This window comes from Bradyrhizobium sp. AZCC 1678 (genome assembly GCF_036924765.1).
Lineage (GTDB): Bacteria > Pseudomonadota > Alphaproteobacteria > Rhizobiales > Xanthobacteraceae > Bradyrhizobium > Bradyrhizobium algeriense.
This window is the reverse complement of the sequence record NZ_JAZHSE010000001.1, coordinates 940,776-959,413: the sequence shown is the minus strand read 5'-3', so window position 1 is coordinate 959,413 and position 18,638 is coordinate 940,776. Positions and strand designations below refer to the sequence as shown.

Sequence of the window (18,638 nt, the reverse complement as noted above, 5' to 3'; positions counted from 1 at the left end):
GGCGCATCGCCGATCCGGAAACCGGATCAGCGGGATAAGTACCCCTTACCCTATTTAATGCGAAACTTCGCCCCGAAAAGAACCAAGAATTGAATTACGATTTCAACTTTTCGGCAAGGGTATGTCCGAGCCGTGCCGGCGACGGAGAGACCGTAATTCCGGCCGCTTCCATGGCCGCGGTCTTGGATCCGGCGTCGCCCTTGCCGCCGGAGATGATCGCGCCGGCATGGCCCATGCGGCGGCCGGGAGGGGCCGTGACGCCGGCGATGAAGCCAACCATCGGCTTCTTCCGGCCGCGCTTGGCCTCGTCCTTGATGAACTGGGCGGCGTCTTCCTCGGCCGAGCCGCCGATTTCACCGATCATGATGATCGAGGTGGTCTTGGGATCGGCGAGGAACATTTCCAGCACATCGATGAATTCGGTGCCCTTGACCGGGTCGCCGCCGATGCCGACCGCAGTGGTTTGGCCGAGGCCCTCCTGGGTGGTCTGGAACACCGCTTCGTAGGTCAACGTGCCCGAACGGGAAACGATCCCGACGCTGCCGGGCTTGAAGATGTTGGCCGGCATGATGCCGATCTTGCATTCGCCGGCGGTCATCACGCCCGGGCAGTTCGGCCCGATCAGCCGCGATTTCGATCCGCTCAACGATCTCTTGACGCGCACCATGTCGAGCACCGGAATGCCCTCGGTGATGCAGACGATCAGCGGAATTTCCGCATCGATCGCTTCGCAGATCGCATCCGCCGCGCCCGGCGGCGGAACGTAGATCACGGAGGCATCTGCGCCGGTCTTCTCGCGCGCTTCGGCGACGGTGTCGAAGACGGGCAGGTCAAGATGCTTCGAACCGCCCTTGCCCGGCGAGGTGCCGCCGACCATCTGGGTACCGTAAGCGATCGCGGCTTCCGAATGGAACGTGCCGTTCTTGCCGGTGAAACCCTGGCAGATGACTTTGGTATTCTTGTCGATCAGAACGGACATGGTTGCGAACGCTTTCGTAGGTGACCGGGAACGATGAACGATGGGTTTAGTGAATTCGCCGGTAAACGCCGGTGAGCACATCGGCCCATCCTTCGGCGTCAGGCGAGAACTGGATCTTCATGGTGTAGTTGTCGTTGTCGACGACTTCATAGACGTGGCGCGCGTTGCCGCGGAGCGAGCCCCGCACCAGGATCAACGTCTTGTCGGTCCAGCCGCCGGAGGCCGGTGCCGGCGAATAGTAGCCGAGCGAATCGTGCCAGAATAATTTGTAGTGCCGGTCGTCGCGGTCGTAGGTGAACACGCCATGGGTGGCGAAGGTTTCCTTGCCGTCGCGCATCTGGCGGGCGTCCTGGATCAAATAGAAGCCGTTGAGATCCATCCGCGCCACCACATGCGAGGTCGCCGGACCGCCGGCGGTCCAGCGCGACGGATAGACCACTTCCTCGCCGGCCCATTCGCCGGCAAACACCCCGAGCTTGCGGTGTTCTTCCAGCGGCATCGGTGCGGCGAGATGGTCAGCCATCGCTAGCCTCCCTTGACGGCTTTCACGATTTTCTGTGCGGCATCGTCGAGATTGTCGGCCGGCACCACGTTGAGGCCGCTTTCGCGGATGATCTTCTTGCCGGCATCGACATTGGTGCCCTCGAGCCGCACCACCAGCGGCACTTTCAGGCCGACTTCCTTGACGGCGGCGACCACGCCTTCGGCAATGATATCACACTTCATGATGCCGCCGAAGATGTTGACCAGGATGCCCTTCACGTTCGGATCGGCGGTGATGATCTTGAAGGCCGCCGCCACCTTCTCCTTGCTGGCGCCGCCGCCGACATCGAGGAAGTTGGCGGGCTCCATGCCGTAGAGCTTGATGATGTCCATCGTCGCCATCGCGAGGCCGGCGCCGTTGACCATGCAGCCGATGGTGCCGTCGAGCGTGACGTAGTTGAGATCGTATTTCGACGCCTCGATTTCCTTGGCGTCTTCCTCGGTCTCGTCGCGCAGCGCGGCCACTTCGGGATGCCGGTACATGGCGTTGTCGTCGAACGACACTTTCGCATCGAGCACGCGCAACAGGCCCTGCTTGGTGACGACCAGCGGATTGATTTCCAGCATCGCCATGTCCTTGGCGACAAAGGCGTTATAGAGCTGCACCACCAGCTTCTCGGCCTGCTTGGCGAGATCGCCGGAAAGATTGAGCGCCTTTGCGACCGTGCGGCCGTGATGGCCCATGATGCCGGTCGCCGGATCGACCGAGAAGGTCACGATCTTCTCAGGATTATTGTGCGCGACTTCCTCGATGTTGACGCCGCCCTCGGTCGAAACCACGAACGCCACCTTACTGGTTTCGCGGTCGACCAGGATCGAGAGATAGAACTCCTTGTCGATGTCGGAGCCTTCCTCGATGTAGAGGCGGTTGACCTGCTTGCCGTGCGCGCCGGTCTGGATCGTGACGAGGGTCGCGCCCAGCATCTGCTTGGCGAATTCATTGACCTCGGCAACGGACTTGGCGATGCGAACGCCGCCCTTGTCGCCGGCGGAGGCTTCCTTGAACTTGCCCTTGCCGCGGCCGCCGGCATGGATCTGGCTCTTCACCACCCAGACCGGGCCGGGAAGCGTCTTGGCGGCGGCATCCGAATCCGAGGCCTTCAGAACCGGCACACCGCGCGAAATCGGCACGCCGAATTCATGCAGCAGAGCCTTGGCCTGGTATTCATGGATATTCATCTGGACGCTCCCCAAAACCCTTTAGCGGCGAGTTCTACAGTTCACCGGCATTGGTAGTTGGCATACCATATACCAATAGAACTGCAACCCTGAAAACGCTTCCGCCCCCGCGAAGGGGCGAAAGCTGAGTAAAATCAACGGCCCAACAGGTCGGGCGCGATCTTCTTGCAGGCGTCGACCAGGCCCTGCACCGCGCCGACCGACTTGTCGAAGGCTTCGCGGTCCTTACCGGCCAGCTCGATCTCGACGATACGCTCGACCCCCTTCGAGCCGATGACAACGGGGACGCCGACATACATGTCCTTCACGCCGTATTCGCCGTTGAGATAGGCGGCGCAGGGCAGCACGCGCTTCTTGTCCTTGAGGTAGCTCTCGGCCATCGCGATCGCGGAAGCGGCCGGGGCATAGAACGCCGAACCGGTCTTGAGGAGGTTCACGATCTCGGCGCCGCCGTTGCGGGTACGGTCGACGATCTCGTCGATGCGCGCCTGCGAGGTCCAACCCATCTTGACGAGGTCGGGCAGCGGAATGCCGGCGACGGTGGAATAGCGGGTCAGCGGCACCATGGTGTCACCGTGACCGCCGAGCACGAAGGCGGTGACGTCTTCGACCGAGACGTTGAATTCATCGGCCAGGAAATAACGGAAACGCGCGGAGTCGAGCACGCCGGCCATGCCGACCACCTTCTTGTGCGGCATGCCGGAAGCCTTCTGCAGCGCCCACACCATCGCATCCAGCGGGTTGGTGATGCAGATGACGAAAGCGTCGGGGGCATATTTCTTGATGCCGGCGCCGACCTGCTCCATGACCTTGAGATTGATGCTCAGGAGATCGTCGCGGCTCATGCCGGGCTTGCGCGGCACGCCGGCGGTGACGATGCAGACCTTGGCGCCATCAAGCGCGTCGTAGGAATTGGCGCCGGTGAGATGGGCGTCGAAACCGTCGACCGGCGAAGACTGCGCGATATCGAGCGCTTTACCCTGGGGAACGCCCTCCGCGATGTCGAACATCACGACATCGCCGAGCTCCTTCAGGCCGACGAGGTGAGCCAGCGTTCCGCCGATCTGACCGGAGCCAATCAAAGCAATCTTGTCGCGCGCCATGGGAAATTTGTCCTTCTGAGACGAAGATGAGGGGTGTGGATAAGGAAGTTGGATGGCTGGTTATCCCTTTCGAATGACCGGTTCAAGCCGGGGCATGCCCGATTCTAGACCCTGCCTCGATTTCGGTCAGGTATGCCAGCGAAAGACTACGTTTCCACCAGCCCCGTGCTCGACCCGCTCGCCGCGGAATCCTTCCGGCCGTGCGGGAGCGCCAGGTAGGATTCGGAGCTCATTTCGATCAGCCGTGACGAGGTCCGCTTGAACTCGTTGGCCTCATTGCCATCGGTTGCCAGGTACAGCGACACCGGATCGGCCTCGGCCGACGCCATCAGCTTCACGGCATTGTCATAGAGCGTATCGATCAGCGAGATGAAACGCTTGGCGGCGTTGCGCTCGGCGTAATCCATGACAGGAATGCGGTCGATCAGGATGGTGTGATAATCGTGCGCCAGCCGCAGATAGTCCGACGCGGCCAGCGGCTTTTCGCAGATATCGGCGAAGGAAAACCGCGCCACACCGTGCGCCGAGCATGGCACATGCAGCTTGCGGCCCTTGATAGCGATGTCGCGCGACTTGCACGGCGCGTTGCCGGTCATCCTGCCCCAGGCGCGGTTGAGGACGAATTCGGCTTCCGGATCGTTCGTCAGCCACATCTTCACGCCGGCGAGTTTTTCCAGGCGGAAATCCGTGCGCGCGTCGAGCCGCAGCACGTCCATGCGATCTTCGATCTGCGAAATGAACGGCAGGAACAACGCGCGGTTGAGCCCGCCTTTGTAGAGATCTTCGGGCGCGACGTTCGAGGTCGCCACCACGACGGTGCCGAGCTCGAACAGTTTTGAGAACAGCCGCCCGAGGATCATGGCGTCGGCGATGTCGGTGACGTGGAATTCGTCGAAGCACAACAACCACGCCTCGTCGAAGATGGCGTTGGCTGTCAGCTCGATCACGTCGCCGTCTGCGATTTCACCGCGCGCGATGTTCTGCCTATAGGCGTAGATCTTCTCATGCGCCTCGGCCATGAATTCGTGGAAATGGGCGCGGCGCTTGTGCGCGACCGGCGAGTGCTGAAAGAACAGGTCCATCAGCATGGTCTTGCCGCGGCCGACCTCGCCGTGAACGTAAAGCCCCCGCGGCGGCGGCTCGCTCTTGTCGCCGAACAACCGGCCAAGCAGGCTGAGCTTGCGCGCCGGCTTGTAGCTCGACAGCCGTTCCTCAAGCGCGCTGAACGCCTCGGCGGCGTCGGCCTGCGCAGGATCGGCCTCGATCGCGCCGGAGGAAACCAGCGCCTGATACTGCGCGCGGAACGAGGTGGGGTCGGTCGACAGCATGGCCCCTTTCGGCCTCAAGCGAAGAGAAATTGCAAGCCTTGAATGATGCCGGGGCCATGCAAATGAAGCTGCGTAGCCCGGATGGAGCGCAGCGCAATCCGGGGTTCTGTAACAAGCGGATAGGCCTGCCCCGGATTTCGCGGAGCCTGTCATCGGGCGCGCATTCGCGCGACCCGTTGGCTCCATCCGGGCTACGGCTCACGCACTCAGCGCGTAGGAATCCTCGACCACATAGGGGCCGCCGCCGGTGGAGGCGCGCGACGAAAACAGCACGAAGCGGGAGGCCATGAACGTCCGGCTCGGAAAGTAGCCGCGCACCGAGAGATAATCGGCCACGTCCTGGCTCGACGCATCGTGCAGCCGCGCCAGCGTCACGTGCGGCGTGAATTTTCGGCCCTCGGGATCGAGCCCGATCCGCTGCATCAGCCGTTCGAGTTCGGCCTGCAGCTCGATCAGCGGCCGGCTCGGCTCGACAGAAGCGACCACCGCGCGTGGCTTCTTGCCGCCAAAACTCTGCAGGCCCTGCACCTTGACCTCGAACGGCTTGCGGTTGATCCGAAACAGCATCGAGGCGATTTCATTCGCCGACATGCCGTCGATATCGCCGATGAAGCGCAAGGTGACGTGGTAATTTTCGGGATCGATCCAGCGTGCGCCAGGAAGGCCGCCACGCAAATTGGAAAGGCTCTGGCCGATCTCGGCCGGAATTTCCAGTCCAGCAAACAAACGCGGCATCGCAAAAATCCTCGATGCGAAGGCGTCAGCTTTGGAGGCTCACGCCTGACAGCAAACCCGGTGACGAATCACCGATCACTAATTCCTACCCGACTTATATGACCCTGCGAAGCACGCGGCGCCAGCAGACCGGAATGCTACGGGGAAAACCAGCAGCAAGGTTATTCGTTTGCATCTTTTTCAACTCGGTTGCCTCGAGATCGTGCCGAGAAATGCCTCCACCATAGGCAGAATATTTTTCACGATGACATCGACGCCCTCGGCGGTCGGATGCAGCCCGTCCGCCTGGTTGAGTTTGGCGTCTGCCGCGACCCCTTCCAGGAAGAACGGGTAGAGCGGGACGCCGAAGGATTTGGAAAGCTCCGGATAGATCGCGTTGAAGCGCGCGGCGTATTCGCTGCCGTAATTGGGCGGCGCAAGCATTCCGCACAGCAGAACGGCGATCTTGCGCGCCTTCAGTCGCGTCAGGATTTCAGTCAATGCCGTTCGGGTGACGGCGGGGTCGATGCCGCGCAGCGCGTCGTTGGCGCCAAGTTCGAGAATCACCGCCTCGGTTCCCTCAGGGATCGACCAGTCCAGCCGGTCGCGGCCGCCGGACGAGGTATCGCCGGACACCCCGGCATTGATCATGTCGACCTTTATCCCTTTGTCGCTCAAAGCTTTTTGTAGGCGGGCGGGGAACGCCGCCGTGGCCTGCAGGCCGAGGCCGGCGCTCAAGGAATCGCCGAGGACGACCATTTTGACCGGTTTGGCGGGTGCGGTGGCAGGAGAATGGACTTGGGACTGGGCAAAAACCGGTCCGGCCGTCATCAAAGCCATAATCAACACGCGTATGTGCGCAAACATCCGTTTCAAGCCCTCGACCCGAGTGGCGTAAGTGCCATATGACCGAGCCATGGACAGTCTCATCGAACCCTCTTCACTGGCCGGCGTCGAGCCGGACACCATTGCCATTTCCAATGTCAACCTCTCGCTCGGCTCAGGTGCCGCCCGCGTTCATATCCTGAAAGATATCAGCCTTAGTGTGGCACCGGGGGAGGCGATCGGCCTGATCGGCCCGTCAGGCTCGGGCAAATCGACCTTGCTGATGGTGATGGCGGGGCTGGAACGTCCTGACAGCGGAGAGGTGGTGGTCAACGGCACTCCGTTCAATGCCCTCGACGAGGATGCGCTGGCGCGCTTCCGCGGCCGCCAGGTCGGCATCGTGTTCCAGTCGTTTCATCTGATCCCGACCATGACGGCGCTGGAAAACGTCGCGGTGCCGCTGGAGCTCGCCGGCAATCCTGACGCGGCAGCACGCGCGGCGCAGGAGTTGGCGTCGGTCGGGCTCGGCGATCGGCTGCATCATTATCCGACGCAATTGTCGGGTGGTGAGCAGCAGCGCGTGGCGCTGGCCCGCGCGCTGGCGCCAGATCCCGCCATTCTCGTTGCGGACGAGCCGACCGGCAATCTCGATGAAACCACCGGCAAGCAGATCGTCGATCTCCTGTTCACCAAGCACGCCGAGCGCGGCATGACCCTGGTGCTGGTAACGCACGATAGTTCGCTGGCGCAGCGCTGCGACCGCGTCGTGCGGCTGCGCTCGGGCCGGATCGACGGCCATTCATGAGCGTCATTTCCGAACCGGCCTATCGGAGCCGCGCGTCATCCCTTGCCGTGCGCTACGCGCTTCGCGAACTGCGTAGCGGCTTGCGCGGTTTTTATGTCTTCATCGCCTGCATCGCGCTTGGCGTGATGGCGATTGCCGGCGTCGGCTCGGTCGCAGCCAGCCTCAGCGAAGGTTTGACGCGCGAGGGCCGCACGCTGCTCGGCGGCGACGTGGCGTTCTCGCTGATCCAGCGCGAGGCCAAGCCGGAGGAAATCGCATTCCTGCGCGCGCGCGGCCAGGTTTCGGTGGCGGCGGCGCTGCGCGTGATGGCCCGCAGTAACGACGGCAAGCTGGCGCTGGTCGAACTCAAGGCGGTGGATGGCAACTACCCGATGCTCGGGCAGGTGACGCTCGAGCCCAAAATGCCGATGGCGGATCTCCTGGCCGAGCGCGACGGCGCGTTCGGGGCCGCGGTCGATTCCACGCTGCTGGCGCGGCTCGATCTGAAGCTCGGCGACCGCATCACAATCGGCAATGCCAGCCTCCAGATCCGCAGCGTCGTTGTCGCCGAGCCGGACAAGCTCGCCGGCAATGTCGGATTGGGCCCGCGCGTTCTCGTCAGCGAAGCGAGCCTGCGCGCCTCCGGCTTGCTGCAGCCCGGCAGCCTGGTGCGCTGGATCTACCGCGTGAAGCTGCCGGACAATGCGGCCGACGATCGCTCCGCCAACCAAATGATCGAGAGCGCGCGCAGCGCCCTGCCGGAAGCCGGCTGGTGGATCCGCAGCAGCAGCAATGCCTCGCCGCAGCTCGAACGAACCATCAATCGCTTCACCCAGTTCCTGACGCTGGTCGGCCTCGCCGCACTTCTGGTCGGCGGCGTCGGCGTTGCCAACGCGGTCAAGAGCCATATCGATCGCCGCCGCGACGTCATCGCCTCGTTCAAGGCGCTGGGCGCCACCGGGCGCGACGTCTTCACGATTTATCTGACGCAGGTGATCCTGCTCGCCGCGGTCGGCTCGGTGATCGGGCTCGCCGCCGGCGCGGCGTTGCCGTTCCTCATCGTCGGCGTGTTCGGCAAGCTGCTGCCATTGCCGGTGATCCCTGCCCTGCATTTCGATGAGCTGGCGCTGTCGTTCGTCTATGGCCTGCTCACCGCGCTCGCCTTCGGACTATGGCCGCTCGGCCGGGTGCATGACGTGCCGGTCGCAGCGCTGTTTCGCGAGGAGGTCGCGCGCGAATGGCACCGGCCGCGCTGGAGCTACCTCGCGCTGATGGCGGTGGTGATCGCGCTGCTGGTCGCGGTCGCCATCGGGCTTGCCTATGACAAGCGGGTCGCGGCCGTGTTCGTCGTCTCTTCGGTGGCGGTGTTCGCGCTGCTGCGCGGCGTCGCCGCCGGGCTGATGGCGCTGGCGCGCCGCATGCCCCGATCCCGAATCACCATGCTGCGGCTGGCGATCGCCAACATCTACCGGCCCGGCGCGCTGACGCCCTCGGTCGTGATGTCGCTCGGCCTCGGGCTCGCGGTCCTCGTCACCATCACCCAGATCGACGGCAATCTGCGCCGGCAATTCCTGGCGGCGTTGCCGGAGAAAGCACCCTCGTTCTATTTCATCGACATTCCGACGGCCGATGCCGACCGCTTCGGCGCCTTCCTCAAACAGGTCGCGCCGCAATCGACGGTTGAAGACGTGCCGATGTTGCGCGGACGCATCGTCGCCGCCCGGGGCGTCAAGGCCGACGAGCTCAAGCCCTCGCAGGATTCCGAATGGGTGCTGCAGAGCGACCGCGGCCTGACCTATACCGGCGAAGTCCCGAAAGGCTCGAAGGTTGTCGAGGGCGAATGGTGGCGCGCCGACTATAGCGGCCCGCCGCTGGTCTCCCTGGAGAAGAAGATCGCCGACGGGCTAAAACTCAAGATCGGCGACGAAATCGTGGTCAACGTGCTCGGCCGCGACATTCCGGCCCGGATCAGCAACCTGCGCAACGTCGACTGGCAGGGGCTCGGCATCAATTTCGTGCTGGTGTTCTCGCCCAATGCTTTCAAGGGCGCGCCGCACAGCCATGTTGCGACCCTGTCCGAAGTCCATCCGGACGCCGCCGGCGACGCCCGGATCATCAAACAGGTCGCGGACGCCTTCCCGATGGTCACCAGCGTGCGGGTCCGTGAGGCGCTGGAAACCGTCGGCACCGTCATCACCAACCTCGTGCTCGCCATCCGCGGCGCCAGCGCGGTGACGCTGATCTCGGCGATCCTGGTGCTGGGCGGCGCGCTGGCGGCCGGCCACCGCCACCGGGTCTACGACGCGGTCATTCTGAAGACGCTCGGCGCGACCCGGGCGCGGCTGCTCGGCGCCTACGCGCTGGAATACCTGATGATCGGCCTCGCTACGGCGGTTTTCGGCGTGATCGCGGGCTCGATCGCGGCCTGGCTGATCGTGACCCGGCTGATGACGCTCGGTTTCATCTGGCAGGCCGGCAGCGCCGCAGGCGTGGTCGCGGCCGCCCTCATCGTCACGGTAGGACTGGGGCTCGCCGGGACGTTGTTGGCCCTGAACCAGAAGCCGGCCAGCGTGTTGCGGAATTTGTGACAATTTGTAGCGGCGGAAAGGCGGGGTTAACGCTGCTTTTACGCGGAATTTGCTGCGAGAAGCGACATTCAGCCGCGCGTGGAAGCTTGCGTCGAATGTGTTAGTTTCCCACATACCAGCCAAGTTCAGTGGCCGGCTTGATGACCTGGAATAATGTCAGCAAATCGGGACAGCTGAGATAGAAATCTAACCGGCGCCGCAAACCCTTGCGCTCCGCCGGGCAACCAACGGGAATTCGACCATGTCGGACCTAGACCGTAACTACGTATCTCCTTTCGGCCGGGCCGCCGGACGCGTTGACGCTGCGGCAGTCGATGCCGGTCTGCGCGCCTACATGCTGCGCATCTACAACTACATGAGCATCGGCCTGGCGATCACCGGCCTTGCAGCGCTCGGCGTCTACATGGCTGCGGTGACCACCGATCAGGCCGGCGCCGTCGCCCGGTTCGGCAATGCCTACCTGACGCAGTTCGGCTACGCGATGTATGTCAGCCCCCTGAAGTGGCTGTTCATCCTCGCGCCGCTGGCCATGGTGTTTGCGATTTCGGCCGGCATTAACCGGCTGCGGCCTGCGACCGCCCAGATGCTGTTCTGGGTGTTCTCGGCGCTGATGGGCATTTCGCTGTCGTCGATCTTCCTGGTGTATACGCATACCTCGATCGTGCGGGTGTTCTTCATCACCGCGGCCACGTTCGGCGCACTGAGCCTCTACGGCTATACCACCAAGCGTGACATGAGCGGCATGGGGTCGTTCCTGTTCATGGGCCTGATCGGCGTCATCATCGCGAGCCTGGTCAACCTGTTCCTGGCGAGCTCGATGCTGCAGTTCATCGTCTCGGTGGTCGGCGTGCTGGTGTTCGCGGGCCTCACCGCCTGGGACACCCAGCGGCTGAAGAATGACTACATCTACGGCTACGCCTCTGAAGGCGGCGAGATTGCAGAGAAAGCGGCGATTACCGGTGCATTGTCGCTCTACCTGAACTTCATCAACCTGTTCACGCTGCTGTTGCAGCTGCTCGGCCAGCGCGACTAGTCGCTACCGACCAGGTACGAGTTGAAGCCCCGGCCTCGCGGCCGGGGCTTTTCTTTTGCCCCTTCCCTCTCCCCCTTATGGGAGAGGGAAGAAGCCTCGAACCCGCTTCCCTTCTGCGCGAAAAAATCTAATCTTGCTCCATGTCCGTTCCCGAAATTCGCTCCGCCACCGAGGCCGACCTCCCCGCCATCACCGAAATTTACGAGCACGCGGTACGCTACGGCACCGCGACGTTCGAGCTGATCCCTCCCGATCTCGCCGAGATGACCCGGCGATTCAGGGTGCTGATGGACAGCGGTTTTCCCTATTTCGTTGCCGTCGTCGAAGGCCGCGTGATCGGCTACGCCTATGCGGGGCCCTATCGCCCGCGGCCGGCCTATCGTTTTACGGTGGAGAATTCCATCTATCTGCAACCCTCGACCCACCGCCGCGGTATCGGCCTGCAATTGTTGCAGCGGCTGATCCCCGAATGCGAGGCGCGCGGCTACCGGCAGATGATCGCCGTGATCGGCGATTCCGCCAATGCCGGCTCGATCGGCCTTCACACCAAATGCGGGTTCCAGATGATCGGGACGCACGCCAATGTCGGCCTCAAGTTCGGCCGCTGGCTCGACACCGTGATGATGCAGCGCGCGCTCGGTGAAGGCGGGTCGACGGTGCCGGGGGATTGAGATTTGTAGGGTGGGCAAAGCGAAGCGTGCCCACCATTCGCGACTAACATCGGGGATGGGTGGTGGGCACGGCGCAAGTGCGCCTTTGCCCACCCTACGGCGGCTTCGCTACACCAGCGCCAGCTTGCGGTCGATCACCAGCAGCACGCGCTCGAGTTCGTGGCCGCGGCGCAGGATCAGCCCGGTCGCCGATATCACGCTGTACATGCCCTGCTTGCGCGCGAGCCGCGGATCTTTCTCGATGCGGTAGATTGGAACCTCGGAGGCGCGGCGGAATACCGAGAACACCGCGCGGTCTTTCAGAAAGTCGATGGCATAGTCGCGCCATTCGCCGTCGGCGACCATGCGCCCATACAGATTGAGGATACGGTTGAGTTCGAGACGATTGAACGTGACACGATTCGGCGGGGGAGTTGCAGTGGCGGTCCGCGCCACTGCGCGGCTCTCGCTTGGATCGGTGTCCTCCGATATCGAGCTCATGGAGCGCCTCCTGTCATCTCAGGCATGCTCTCGTTCCGAAAACCGGTCCCCACTTTTCGGGCGCGTGCCGAGATTTACATGATCGCGCTAACCGCAGGACGCCGCAAGGGGTGTAAACACGAAGGAAACCGCGCGGAACCGCCCGGCATCGCGGGAAACATCGATTCACGGGATCGTTAGCGGAATCTTATTGCTGCCCCACTTCCGCCAACCGCCCGCCCCGCTGGATTGCGACAAGAAAATCCTGCGTTGGCCCGGTCCTTTCGGTTCCGGATTCCTCAGCCCCCAGCCCCCCGGGGCCGTCGGGATCGGGCCTGTTCGCAGAGGGAGCTAATCCCGATACTGGGCCAACGAAAGTTGGTCCTTTTTCGTTTGTGGGCCCGCTCTGAAACGCCACGCGCGGCTTCGCCGGCTGTGTAGCCCGGATGGAGCTACACGAGCGCCAGCTAGCGCAGCGCGGTGAAGGCAGCGCCGAGCATCGGGCCCGGCTTTTCGCGGTTGCCGTCCTGGACATAGACGACCGCGGCATCGACGCCGTCGCGGGAAATATTTTCCAGCGGAACGGTCCAGCTTCCTGCGCCGCCGTTCCAGTCGCCGACCTTCACGATATTGCGCACCACGTTGTAGTAGGTGATTTGTTGGCCGCGATTCTCGCCGCGCCCGATCGAAATCGGCACCGCCCGCGAGACCGAGCAAAGCCAGACTTCGCCGCGCCCCGTCGCCGACACCTTGCTCGCCTCGACCGACACGTTGATCAGCTTGCCCGACAACGTCATCGTCACCGGCACCGACATCACGCCCTCGGCTTTGCTCGTGTTCTTGATGGCGCCTTCGATGGCGGCACGATCGCTGCCGATCACCTGCGCCGAACCGTTGACGATCATCTGCGGCGTGTAGAGGTTGCGGTCGCCGCGTACATGCGAGTAGGCTTTCTGACGCGCGCTGAAACGCGAGTCCGCCAGCGTGTCCTTCCAGCCAAGATAGTCCCAGTAGTCGATCGGCATGCTCAGCGCGATCACGTTGGGGTCCTTGGCGAGTTCGCCGACGATCTGATCGGCCGGCGGACACGACGAACACCCCTGCGACGTAAACAGTTCGACCACGGCGCGCGGATCGGCATGAGCCGGGCGGATCACGGCAATGATCGCGCAGACGCTGAGCGCACCGGACCATCGCGATATGCCGCTATAGGCCATCATCGCTATCATAGGCCGAACCGTCCGTCCGTATTTTTACTGGGCATGATTTGACATCCTGAATGCGTGCCCCAGACGCGCGAAAGCGGCCTTGTCATAGGCCGCCTTCTTCCGGCTCGCTACTCACTTCGCAGTGAGGCACTGATCACAAATCCGCGTTAGGCGGCAAGTTTGCGCAGCACATAATGCAGAATGCCGCCGTTTCGGTAGTACTCGAGTTCGTCGAGGGTATCGATGCGACAAAGCAGCGGCACGCGCTGCAGCGCGCCATCACCGGACACGATCTCGGCCGTCAGGGTCTGACGCGGCTTCAGGTCGCCCTGCAGGCCCCGGATCGTCACCTTTTCGTCGCCCTTCAGGCCCAACGATGTCCACGACGTGCCGTCCTCAAAGGTGAGCGGCAGCACGCCCATGCCGACCAGGTTGGAGCGATGGATGCGCTCGAAGCTCTGGCAGATCACGGCGCGGACGCCGAGCAGGCGGGTGCCCTTGGCGGCCCAGTCGCGCGACGAACCGTTGCCGTATTCGGCGCCGGCGAACACCACCAGCGGCACGCTCTCCTGCTGGTACTGCATCGCCGCGTCGTAGATCGACATCTGCTCGCCGTCGGGCCAGTGCTTGGTAAGGCCGCCTTCCGGAATATTGCCGTCGGCGCCCTTCAGCATGAAGTTCTTGATGCGGATGTTGGCGAAGGTGCCGCGCATCATGATTTCGTGATTGCCGCGCCGCGTGCCGTACTGGTTGAAGTCGGCGGGACGCACCTGGTGCTCGCTGAGGAATTTTCCGGCAGGCGAAGTCAGCTTGATCGAACCGGCCGGCGAGATGTGGTCGGTGGTGATCTTGTCGCCGAACATCGCCAGAATCCGCGCATCGACCACGTCGACGATGGGGTCGGGCTGCTTCTTCATGCCTTCGAAATAGGGCGGGTTCTGCACGTAGGTCGAGCTCATGTTCCAGCGGTAGGTCTCGCTCTCGACCGTCTTGATCTTGCGCCAGTTGGTGTCGCCCTTGAACACGTCGGCATAGCGCTTCTTGAAGATCGTGGCCGTCACGAACTTCTTCATGAAGGCGTTGATCTCCTTGGTCGTCGGCCAGATGTCCTTCAGGTACACCGGCTTGCCGTCCTTGCCCTCGCCGATCGGCTCGACCGCGAGGTCCTTTGTCACCGTGCCGGCGAGCGCATAGGCCACGACCAGCGGCGGCGAGGCCAGGTAGTTGGCCTGCACGTCGGGGCTGACGCGGCCCTCAAAATTGCGGTTGCCCGACAGCACGGCGGCGGCGACGATGCCGTTGTCGTTGATCGACTTCGAAATCTCCTCCGGCAGCGGACCCGAGTTGCCGATGCAGGTCGTGCAGCCGAAGCCGATCAGGTTAAAGCCGACCTTGTCGAGCTCCTTCTGCAGGCCGGAATTGGAAAGATATTCCGCGACCACCTGGCTTCCGGGCGCAAGCGAGGTCTTCACCCACGGCTTTGCCTTCAAGCCCTTGGCGGCAGCGTTGCGCGCCAGGAGGCCCGCGCCGATCAGCACGCTCGGGTTGGAGGTGTTGGTGCAGGAGGTGATCGCAGCGATCACGACGTCGCCATGGCCGAGATCGAAGTCGCGGTTCTCGACCGAATAGCGGTTCTCGGCGCCTTCCGGCTTCTTGTATTCGCCGGCCAGCGCTGTCGCGAAGCCGGTGGAAACTGCAGGGAGCGCGACACGGCCTTCGGGGCGCTTGGGGCCGGCCATCGACGGCACGACATCCCCGAGATCGAGCGTCAGCGTTTCCGTGAACACGGGATCCGTTGATTTCGCGGTGCGGAACAGGCCCTGCGCCTTGGCGTAGGCCGAAACCAGCGCGACGCGATCCGCCTTGCGACCGGAGGTCTTGAGGTAATCGATGGTCGCAGCGTCGACCGGGAAGAAGCCGCAGGTCGCGCCGTATTCCGGCGCCATGTTGCCGATGGTCGCCTTGTCGGCCACCGAGAGGAAATCGAGGCCGGGGCCGAAGAATTCGACGAACTTGCCGACCACGCCCTGCTTGCGCAGCATCTGCGTCACCGTCAGCACCAGGTCGGTCGCGGTGACGCCCTCCTTGAGCTGGCCCTTGAGCTTGAAGCCGACCACTTCCGGCAGCAGCATCGACAGCGGCTGGCCGAGCATGCAGGCTTCCGCCTCGATGCCGCCGACGCCCCAGCCGAGCACGGCGAGGCCGTTGACCATGGTCGTGTGCGAGTCGGTGCCGACGAGCGAATCCGGATAGGCGACTTCAAAGGTGCCGGTCTTCTTGCCGACCGTCATCTTCTGCTTCCTGGTCCACACCGTCTGCGCCAGATATTCGAGATTGACCTGATGGCAGATGCCGGTGCCGGGCGGCACCACGGAGAAGTTCGAAAACGCCTTCTGGCCCCATTTCAGGAACTCGTAGCGTTCCTGGTTCTGCTTGTATTCCTCGACCACGTTCTTGCCGAACGCCTTGTTGTCGCCGAAGAAGTTGACGATCACCGAGTGGTCGATGACGAGATCGACCGGCACCAGCGGGTTGATCTTCTCGGCGTCGCCGCCGAGCGCCTGCATCGCGTTGCGCATCGCGGCGAGATCGACCACCGCCGGCACGCCGGTGAAATCCTGCATCAGCACACGCGCCGGGCGGAAGGCGACTTCATGCTCGAGCTTGCGCTTGCTGAGCCATTTCGACACCGCAATGATGTCGGCCTTCTTGACCGTGCGATCGTCCTCGTTGCGCAGCAGGTTTTCCAACAGCACCTTCATCGAATAGGGCAGCTTGGAAATTCCCTTCAGACCGTTCTTCTCGGCGGCGGGCAGGCTGTAATACACGTAGGTCTTGCTGCCGACCTTGAGGGTCTTGCGGCATTTGAAGCTGTCGAGCGAGGTCATGTCAGGAAATCCCAAATTCCAGTTATACCCGGCAAGGGTATTTAAACACCATCAGCGTTAGGCTGGCCTATCGGCTTGCAGCCGCCGATTGTGTGCTGCATCAAGTTCCGGGCTTATAGAATCTTTCTAGAAGCGCCGCCACATCGACAAGCGTGCTGCAGCAATGCGGTACCCACAAATTCTGACGCGGTACCCATCAATTTCAGAGGGCTGTGACAAAGCAAAATGCGGCTCTCCGGACGCCAAATCGACTGTATCAGGGGCGGCCGCAGTGTGTTCTCGGGCCTCGATTTCGAAGCCGCTTCCGGCGAGGTGCTGGCCGTGGTCGGCCCGAACGGCTCCGGCAAGACCTCGCTGTTGCGCCTGATCGCGGGCCTCCTGGTGCCGGCGGGCGGGTCGGTCGACCTGGAGGGCAGCGAGGCCGAGCTGACCTTACAGGAGCAATCCCACTATCTCGGCCATCGCGACGCGCTGAAGCCTGCGCTGAGCGTGCAGGAGAACCTCGCGTTCTGGCGCGATTTTCTCGGCGGCGCGGCCGGCGACCTCAGCCAATGCCTCAAAGCTGTAGGGCTCGGCCATGCCACCCATCTGCCGGCGGCGTATCTCTCGGCCGGGCAGCGGCGGCGGCTTTCGATCGCACGCCTGCTGGTGGTGCGGCGGCCGGTCTGGCTGCTGGACGAGCCGACCTCGGCGCTCGATACCGCCGGGCAAGACCTTTTCGTCGGCGTCATGCGCGATCATCTCGCCAGTGGTGGCATCATCATCGCCGCGACCCATACCCCGCTTGGGATCGAGGCCAGGGAACTGCGGATGGGGGAAACCAAGTGAGCGTCCTCGCCGCATTGATTCGCCGGGACATCAAGATCGCCCTTCGCGTCGGCGGCGGGGCGCTGATCGGGGTGCTGTTTTTCCTCACCGTCACGGTGCTGATGCCGTTCGCGATCGGGCCCGATCTGGCACTGCTGACGCGGCTCGGACCGGCGATCCTCTGGCTCGGCGCGCTGCTGGCCAGCCTGCTCACGCTGGACCGCCTGTTCACGGCCGATCACGAGGACGGTTCGCTCGACCTGATCGTGATGGGCCGGGCGCCGCTGGAACTGGCCTGTGCCGCGAAAGCGCTGGCCCACTGGCTAGCCGCCGGCGTGCCGCTGATCGTGGCAACCCCTGTGCTGGGGCTGATGCTCAATCTCGACGCCACGGCGACCTCGGCGGTGGCGCTGACGCTGCTGGTGGGAACACCAGCGCTGACGTTTACGGGAATGATCGGCGCGGCGCTGGCCGTGACACTGCACCGCGGCGGGTTGCTGCTGGCGGTACTGGTGCTGCCGCTGTCGATCCCGGTACTGATCTTCGGCGTCGCGGCGTCACAGGCGGCCATCACAGGCCCACTGCCGTTTGGAACACCGTTTTCGATTCTCTGCGCGATCTCGCTGGTCAGTTTCGTGATCGGGCCGTTCGCGGCTGCGGCCAGCCTGCGGCATGGTCTGGACTGAGATGGCTTGGACTGACAATGACTTGACGCCGATCAACTCTCGCGGAGGCCACATGAAACAAACCAAGCCGCATTGCCTGCCCCGCCGCTGACGACTATCAGGATGCCATGACGCTGATCGACCTCGCCAATCCCACCAAATTCCTGTCGCTGACGGCGCGCGTGCTGCCGTGGCTGGCGGGCGCGACCGCGATCCTGCTGCTGGTGGGCTTCTACCAGGCGGCGATGGCGCCCGACGACTATCAGCAGGGCGCCACCGTCAAGATCATGTTCATCCACGTACCCAATGCGTGGCTGGCGATGTTCGTGTGGGGCGTCATGAGCATTGCCGCGCTGGGCACGCTGGTATGGCGGCATCCGCTGGCCGATGTCGCGGCCAAGGCCGCCGCGCCGATCGGCGCGGCATTCACGTTTCTCGCACTGGTCACCGGTTCGCTGTGGGGACGGCCGATGTGGGGCACCTATTGGGAATGGGATGCGCGGCTGACCTCGGTCCTGATCCTGTTCCTGATGTATCTCGGCCTGATGGCGCTGTGGCGCGCAGTAGACGATCCGGCGCGGGCGGCGCGGGCCGCCGCCGTCCTGACCCTGGTCGGCGCGCTCAACCTGCCGATCATCAAATTCTCGGTCGACTGGTGGAACACGCTGCATCAGCCGGCGGCCGTGATACGAATGGGCGGTTCTACGCTCGACAAGGCGTTCCTGATTCCACTGCTGGTGATGGCGGTCGGTTTCTCGCTATTGTTCGTCACGCTGCATCTGGCGGCGATGCGCAACGAGATCTTGCGCCGGCGCGTGCGCAGCTTGCAGATGTTGCAAGCCAGCCAGCAGGCGGCGTGACGCG

At 63.5% G+C, this 18,638-nt stretch carries 17 protein-coding genes; 7 read left to right on the top strand and 10 right to left on the bottom strand.

Annotated features, from left to right (window positions below):
• Window positions 1-94: 94 nt before the first annotated feature.
• From sucD to V1294_RS04555, 7 genes are all read right to left on the bottom strand, one after another.
• Window positions 95-979, bottom strand: coding sequence for a succinate--CoA ligase subunit alpha (gene sucD / locus V1294_RS04585; RefSeq protein ID WP_334357024.1), 885 nt, complete (start codon window positions 977-979; stop codon window positions 95-97).
• 46 nt (window positions 980-1,025) lie between these two features.
• Window positions 1,026-1,502, bottom strand: coding sequence for a DUF1579 family protein (locus V1294_RS04580; RefSeq protein WP_334495435.1), 477 nt, complete (start codon window positions 1,500-1,502; stop codon window positions 1,026-1,028).
• A gap of 2 nt (window positions 1,503-1,504) precedes the next feature.
• Window positions 1,505-2,701, bottom strand: a complete 1,197-nt coding sequence (sucC, locus tag V1294_RS04575; protein ID WP_334488128.1) for an ADP-forming succinate--CoA ligase subunit beta — start codon at window positions 2,699-2,701, stop codon at window positions 1,505-1,507.
• A 134-nt stretch (window positions 2,702-2,835) separates the two neighbouring features.
• Window positions 2,836-3,804, bottom strand: a complete 969-nt coding sequence (mdh, locus tag V1294_RS04570) for a malate dehydrogenase (RefSeq protein ID WP_108520631.1) — start codon at window positions 3,802-3,804, stop codon at window positions 2,836-2,838.
• Between the two features lie 146 nt (window positions 3,805-3,950).
• Window positions 3,951-5,132, bottom strand: coding sequence for a cell division protein ZapE (zapE, locus tag V1294_RS04565; protein WP_334495433.1), 1,182 nt, complete (start codon window positions 5,130-5,132; stop codon window positions 3,951-3,953).
• 198 nt (window positions 5,133-5,330) lie between these two features.
• The gene (thpR, locus tag V1294_RS04560; protein ID WP_108520635.1) at window positions 5,331-5,867 is read right to left on the bottom strand and encodes an RNA 2',3'-cyclic phosphodiesterase; all 537 of its coding nucleotides are present in this window, start codon (window positions 5,865-5,867) and stop codon (window positions 5,331-5,333) included.
• A gap of 180 nt (window positions 5,868-6,047) precedes the next feature.
• A complete protein-coding gene (locus V1294_RS04555) occupies window positions 6,048-6,764 on the bottom strand; it encodes an arylesterase (RefSeq protein ID WP_334488120.1) in 717 nt (238 codons plus the stop codon).
• On the opposite strand from V1294_RS04555, the gene V1294_RS04550 reads away from it, so the two are divergent.
• From V1294_RS04550 to V1294_RS04535, 4 genes are all read left to right on the top strand, one after another.
• Window positions 6,763-7,476, top strand: a complete 714-nt coding sequence (locus tag V1294_RS04550) for an ABC transporter ATP-binding protein (protein ID WP_334488118.1) — start codon at window positions 6,763-6,765, stop codon at window positions 7,474-7,476. The two genes, V1294_RS04555 and V1294_RS04550, sit on opposite strands and share 2 nt — an antisense overlap.
• The gene (locus tag V1294_RS04545; protein ID WP_334495430.1) at window positions 7,473-10,043 is read left to right on the top strand and encodes an ABC transporter permease; all 2,571 of its coding nucleotides are present in this window, start codon (window positions 7,473-7,475) and stop codon (window positions 10,041-10,043) included. The genes V1294_RS04550 and V1294_RS04545 overlap by 4 nt, the downstream gene beginning before the upstream one ends.
• Before the next feature lie 241 nt (window positions 10,044-10,284).
• Window positions 10,285-11,076, top strand: a complete 792-nt coding sequence (locus V1294_RS04540; RefSeq protein WP_108520643.1) for a Bax inhibitor-1/YccA family protein — start codon at window positions 10,285-10,287, stop codon at window positions 11,074-11,076.
• Window positions 11,077-11,216: 140 nt separating this feature from the next.
• Complete coding sequence (locus V1294_RS04535) at window positions 11,217-11,747, top strand: GNAT family N-acetyltransferase (RefSeq protein ID WP_334495428.1); 531 nt, start codon at window positions 11,217-11,219, stop codon at window positions 11,745-11,747.
• Window positions 11,748-11,855: 108 nt separating this feature from the next.
• Here V1294_RS04535 and V1294_RS04530 read toward each other — a convergent pair whose 3' ends face one another.
• The 3 genes from V1294_RS04530 to acnA all read right to left on the bottom strand — a co-directional run bounded on the left by V1294_RS04530 (window position 11,856) and on the right by acnA (window position 16,302).
• Window positions 11,856-12,227 carry a DUF2794 domain-containing protein gene (locus V1294_RS04530; RefSeq protein WP_334488111.1) on the bottom strand — a complete coding sequence of 124 codons (372 nt, stop codon included), beginning with the start codon at window positions 12,225-12,227 and terminating at the stop codon, window positions 11,856-11,858.
• Between the two features lie 446 nt (window positions 12,228-12,673).
• Window positions 12,674-13,435 carry a DUF1223 domain-containing protein gene (locus V1294_RS04525; RefSeq protein WP_334488107.1) on the bottom strand — a complete coding sequence of 254 codons (762 nt, stop codon included), beginning with the start codon at window positions 13,433-13,435 and terminating at the stop codon, window positions 12,674-12,676.
• 146 nt (window positions 13,436-13,581) lie between these two features.
• Window positions 13,582-16,302, bottom strand: a complete 2,721-nt coding sequence (gene acnA, locus V1294_RS04520) for an aconitate hydratase AcnA (protein WP_334495426.1) — start codon at window positions 16,300-16,302, stop codon at window positions 13,582-13,584.
• Between the two features lie 225 nt (window positions 16,303-16,527).
• On the opposite strand from acnA, the gene ccmA reads away from it, so the two are divergent.
• The 3 genes from ccmA (at window position 16,528) to V1294_RS04505 (ending at window position 18,634) form a co-directional block, all read left to right on the top strand.
• The gene (gene ccmA, locus V1294_RS04515; RefSeq protein ID WP_334495424.1) at window positions 16,528-17,130 is read left to right on the top strand and encodes a heme ABC exporter ATP-binding protein CcmA; all 603 of its coding nucleotides are present in this window, start codon (window positions 16,528-16,530) and stop codon (window positions 17,128-17,130) included.
• Window positions 17,127-17,795: a heme exporter protein CcmB gene (gene ccmB / locus V1294_RS04510; protein WP_334495422.1), complete on the top strand. Its 669-nt coding sequence runs from the start codon at window positions 17,127-17,129 to the stop codon at window positions 17,793-17,795. The genes ccmA and ccmB overlap by 4 nt, the downstream gene beginning before the upstream one ends.
• Before the next feature lie 107 nt (window positions 17,796-17,902).
• Entirely contained in the window at window positions 17,903-18,634 is a 732-nt protein-coding gene (locus tag V1294_RS04505; protein WP_334495421.1) for a heme ABC transporter permease, read from the top strand.
• Window positions 18,635-18,638: the final 4 nt, after the last annotated feature.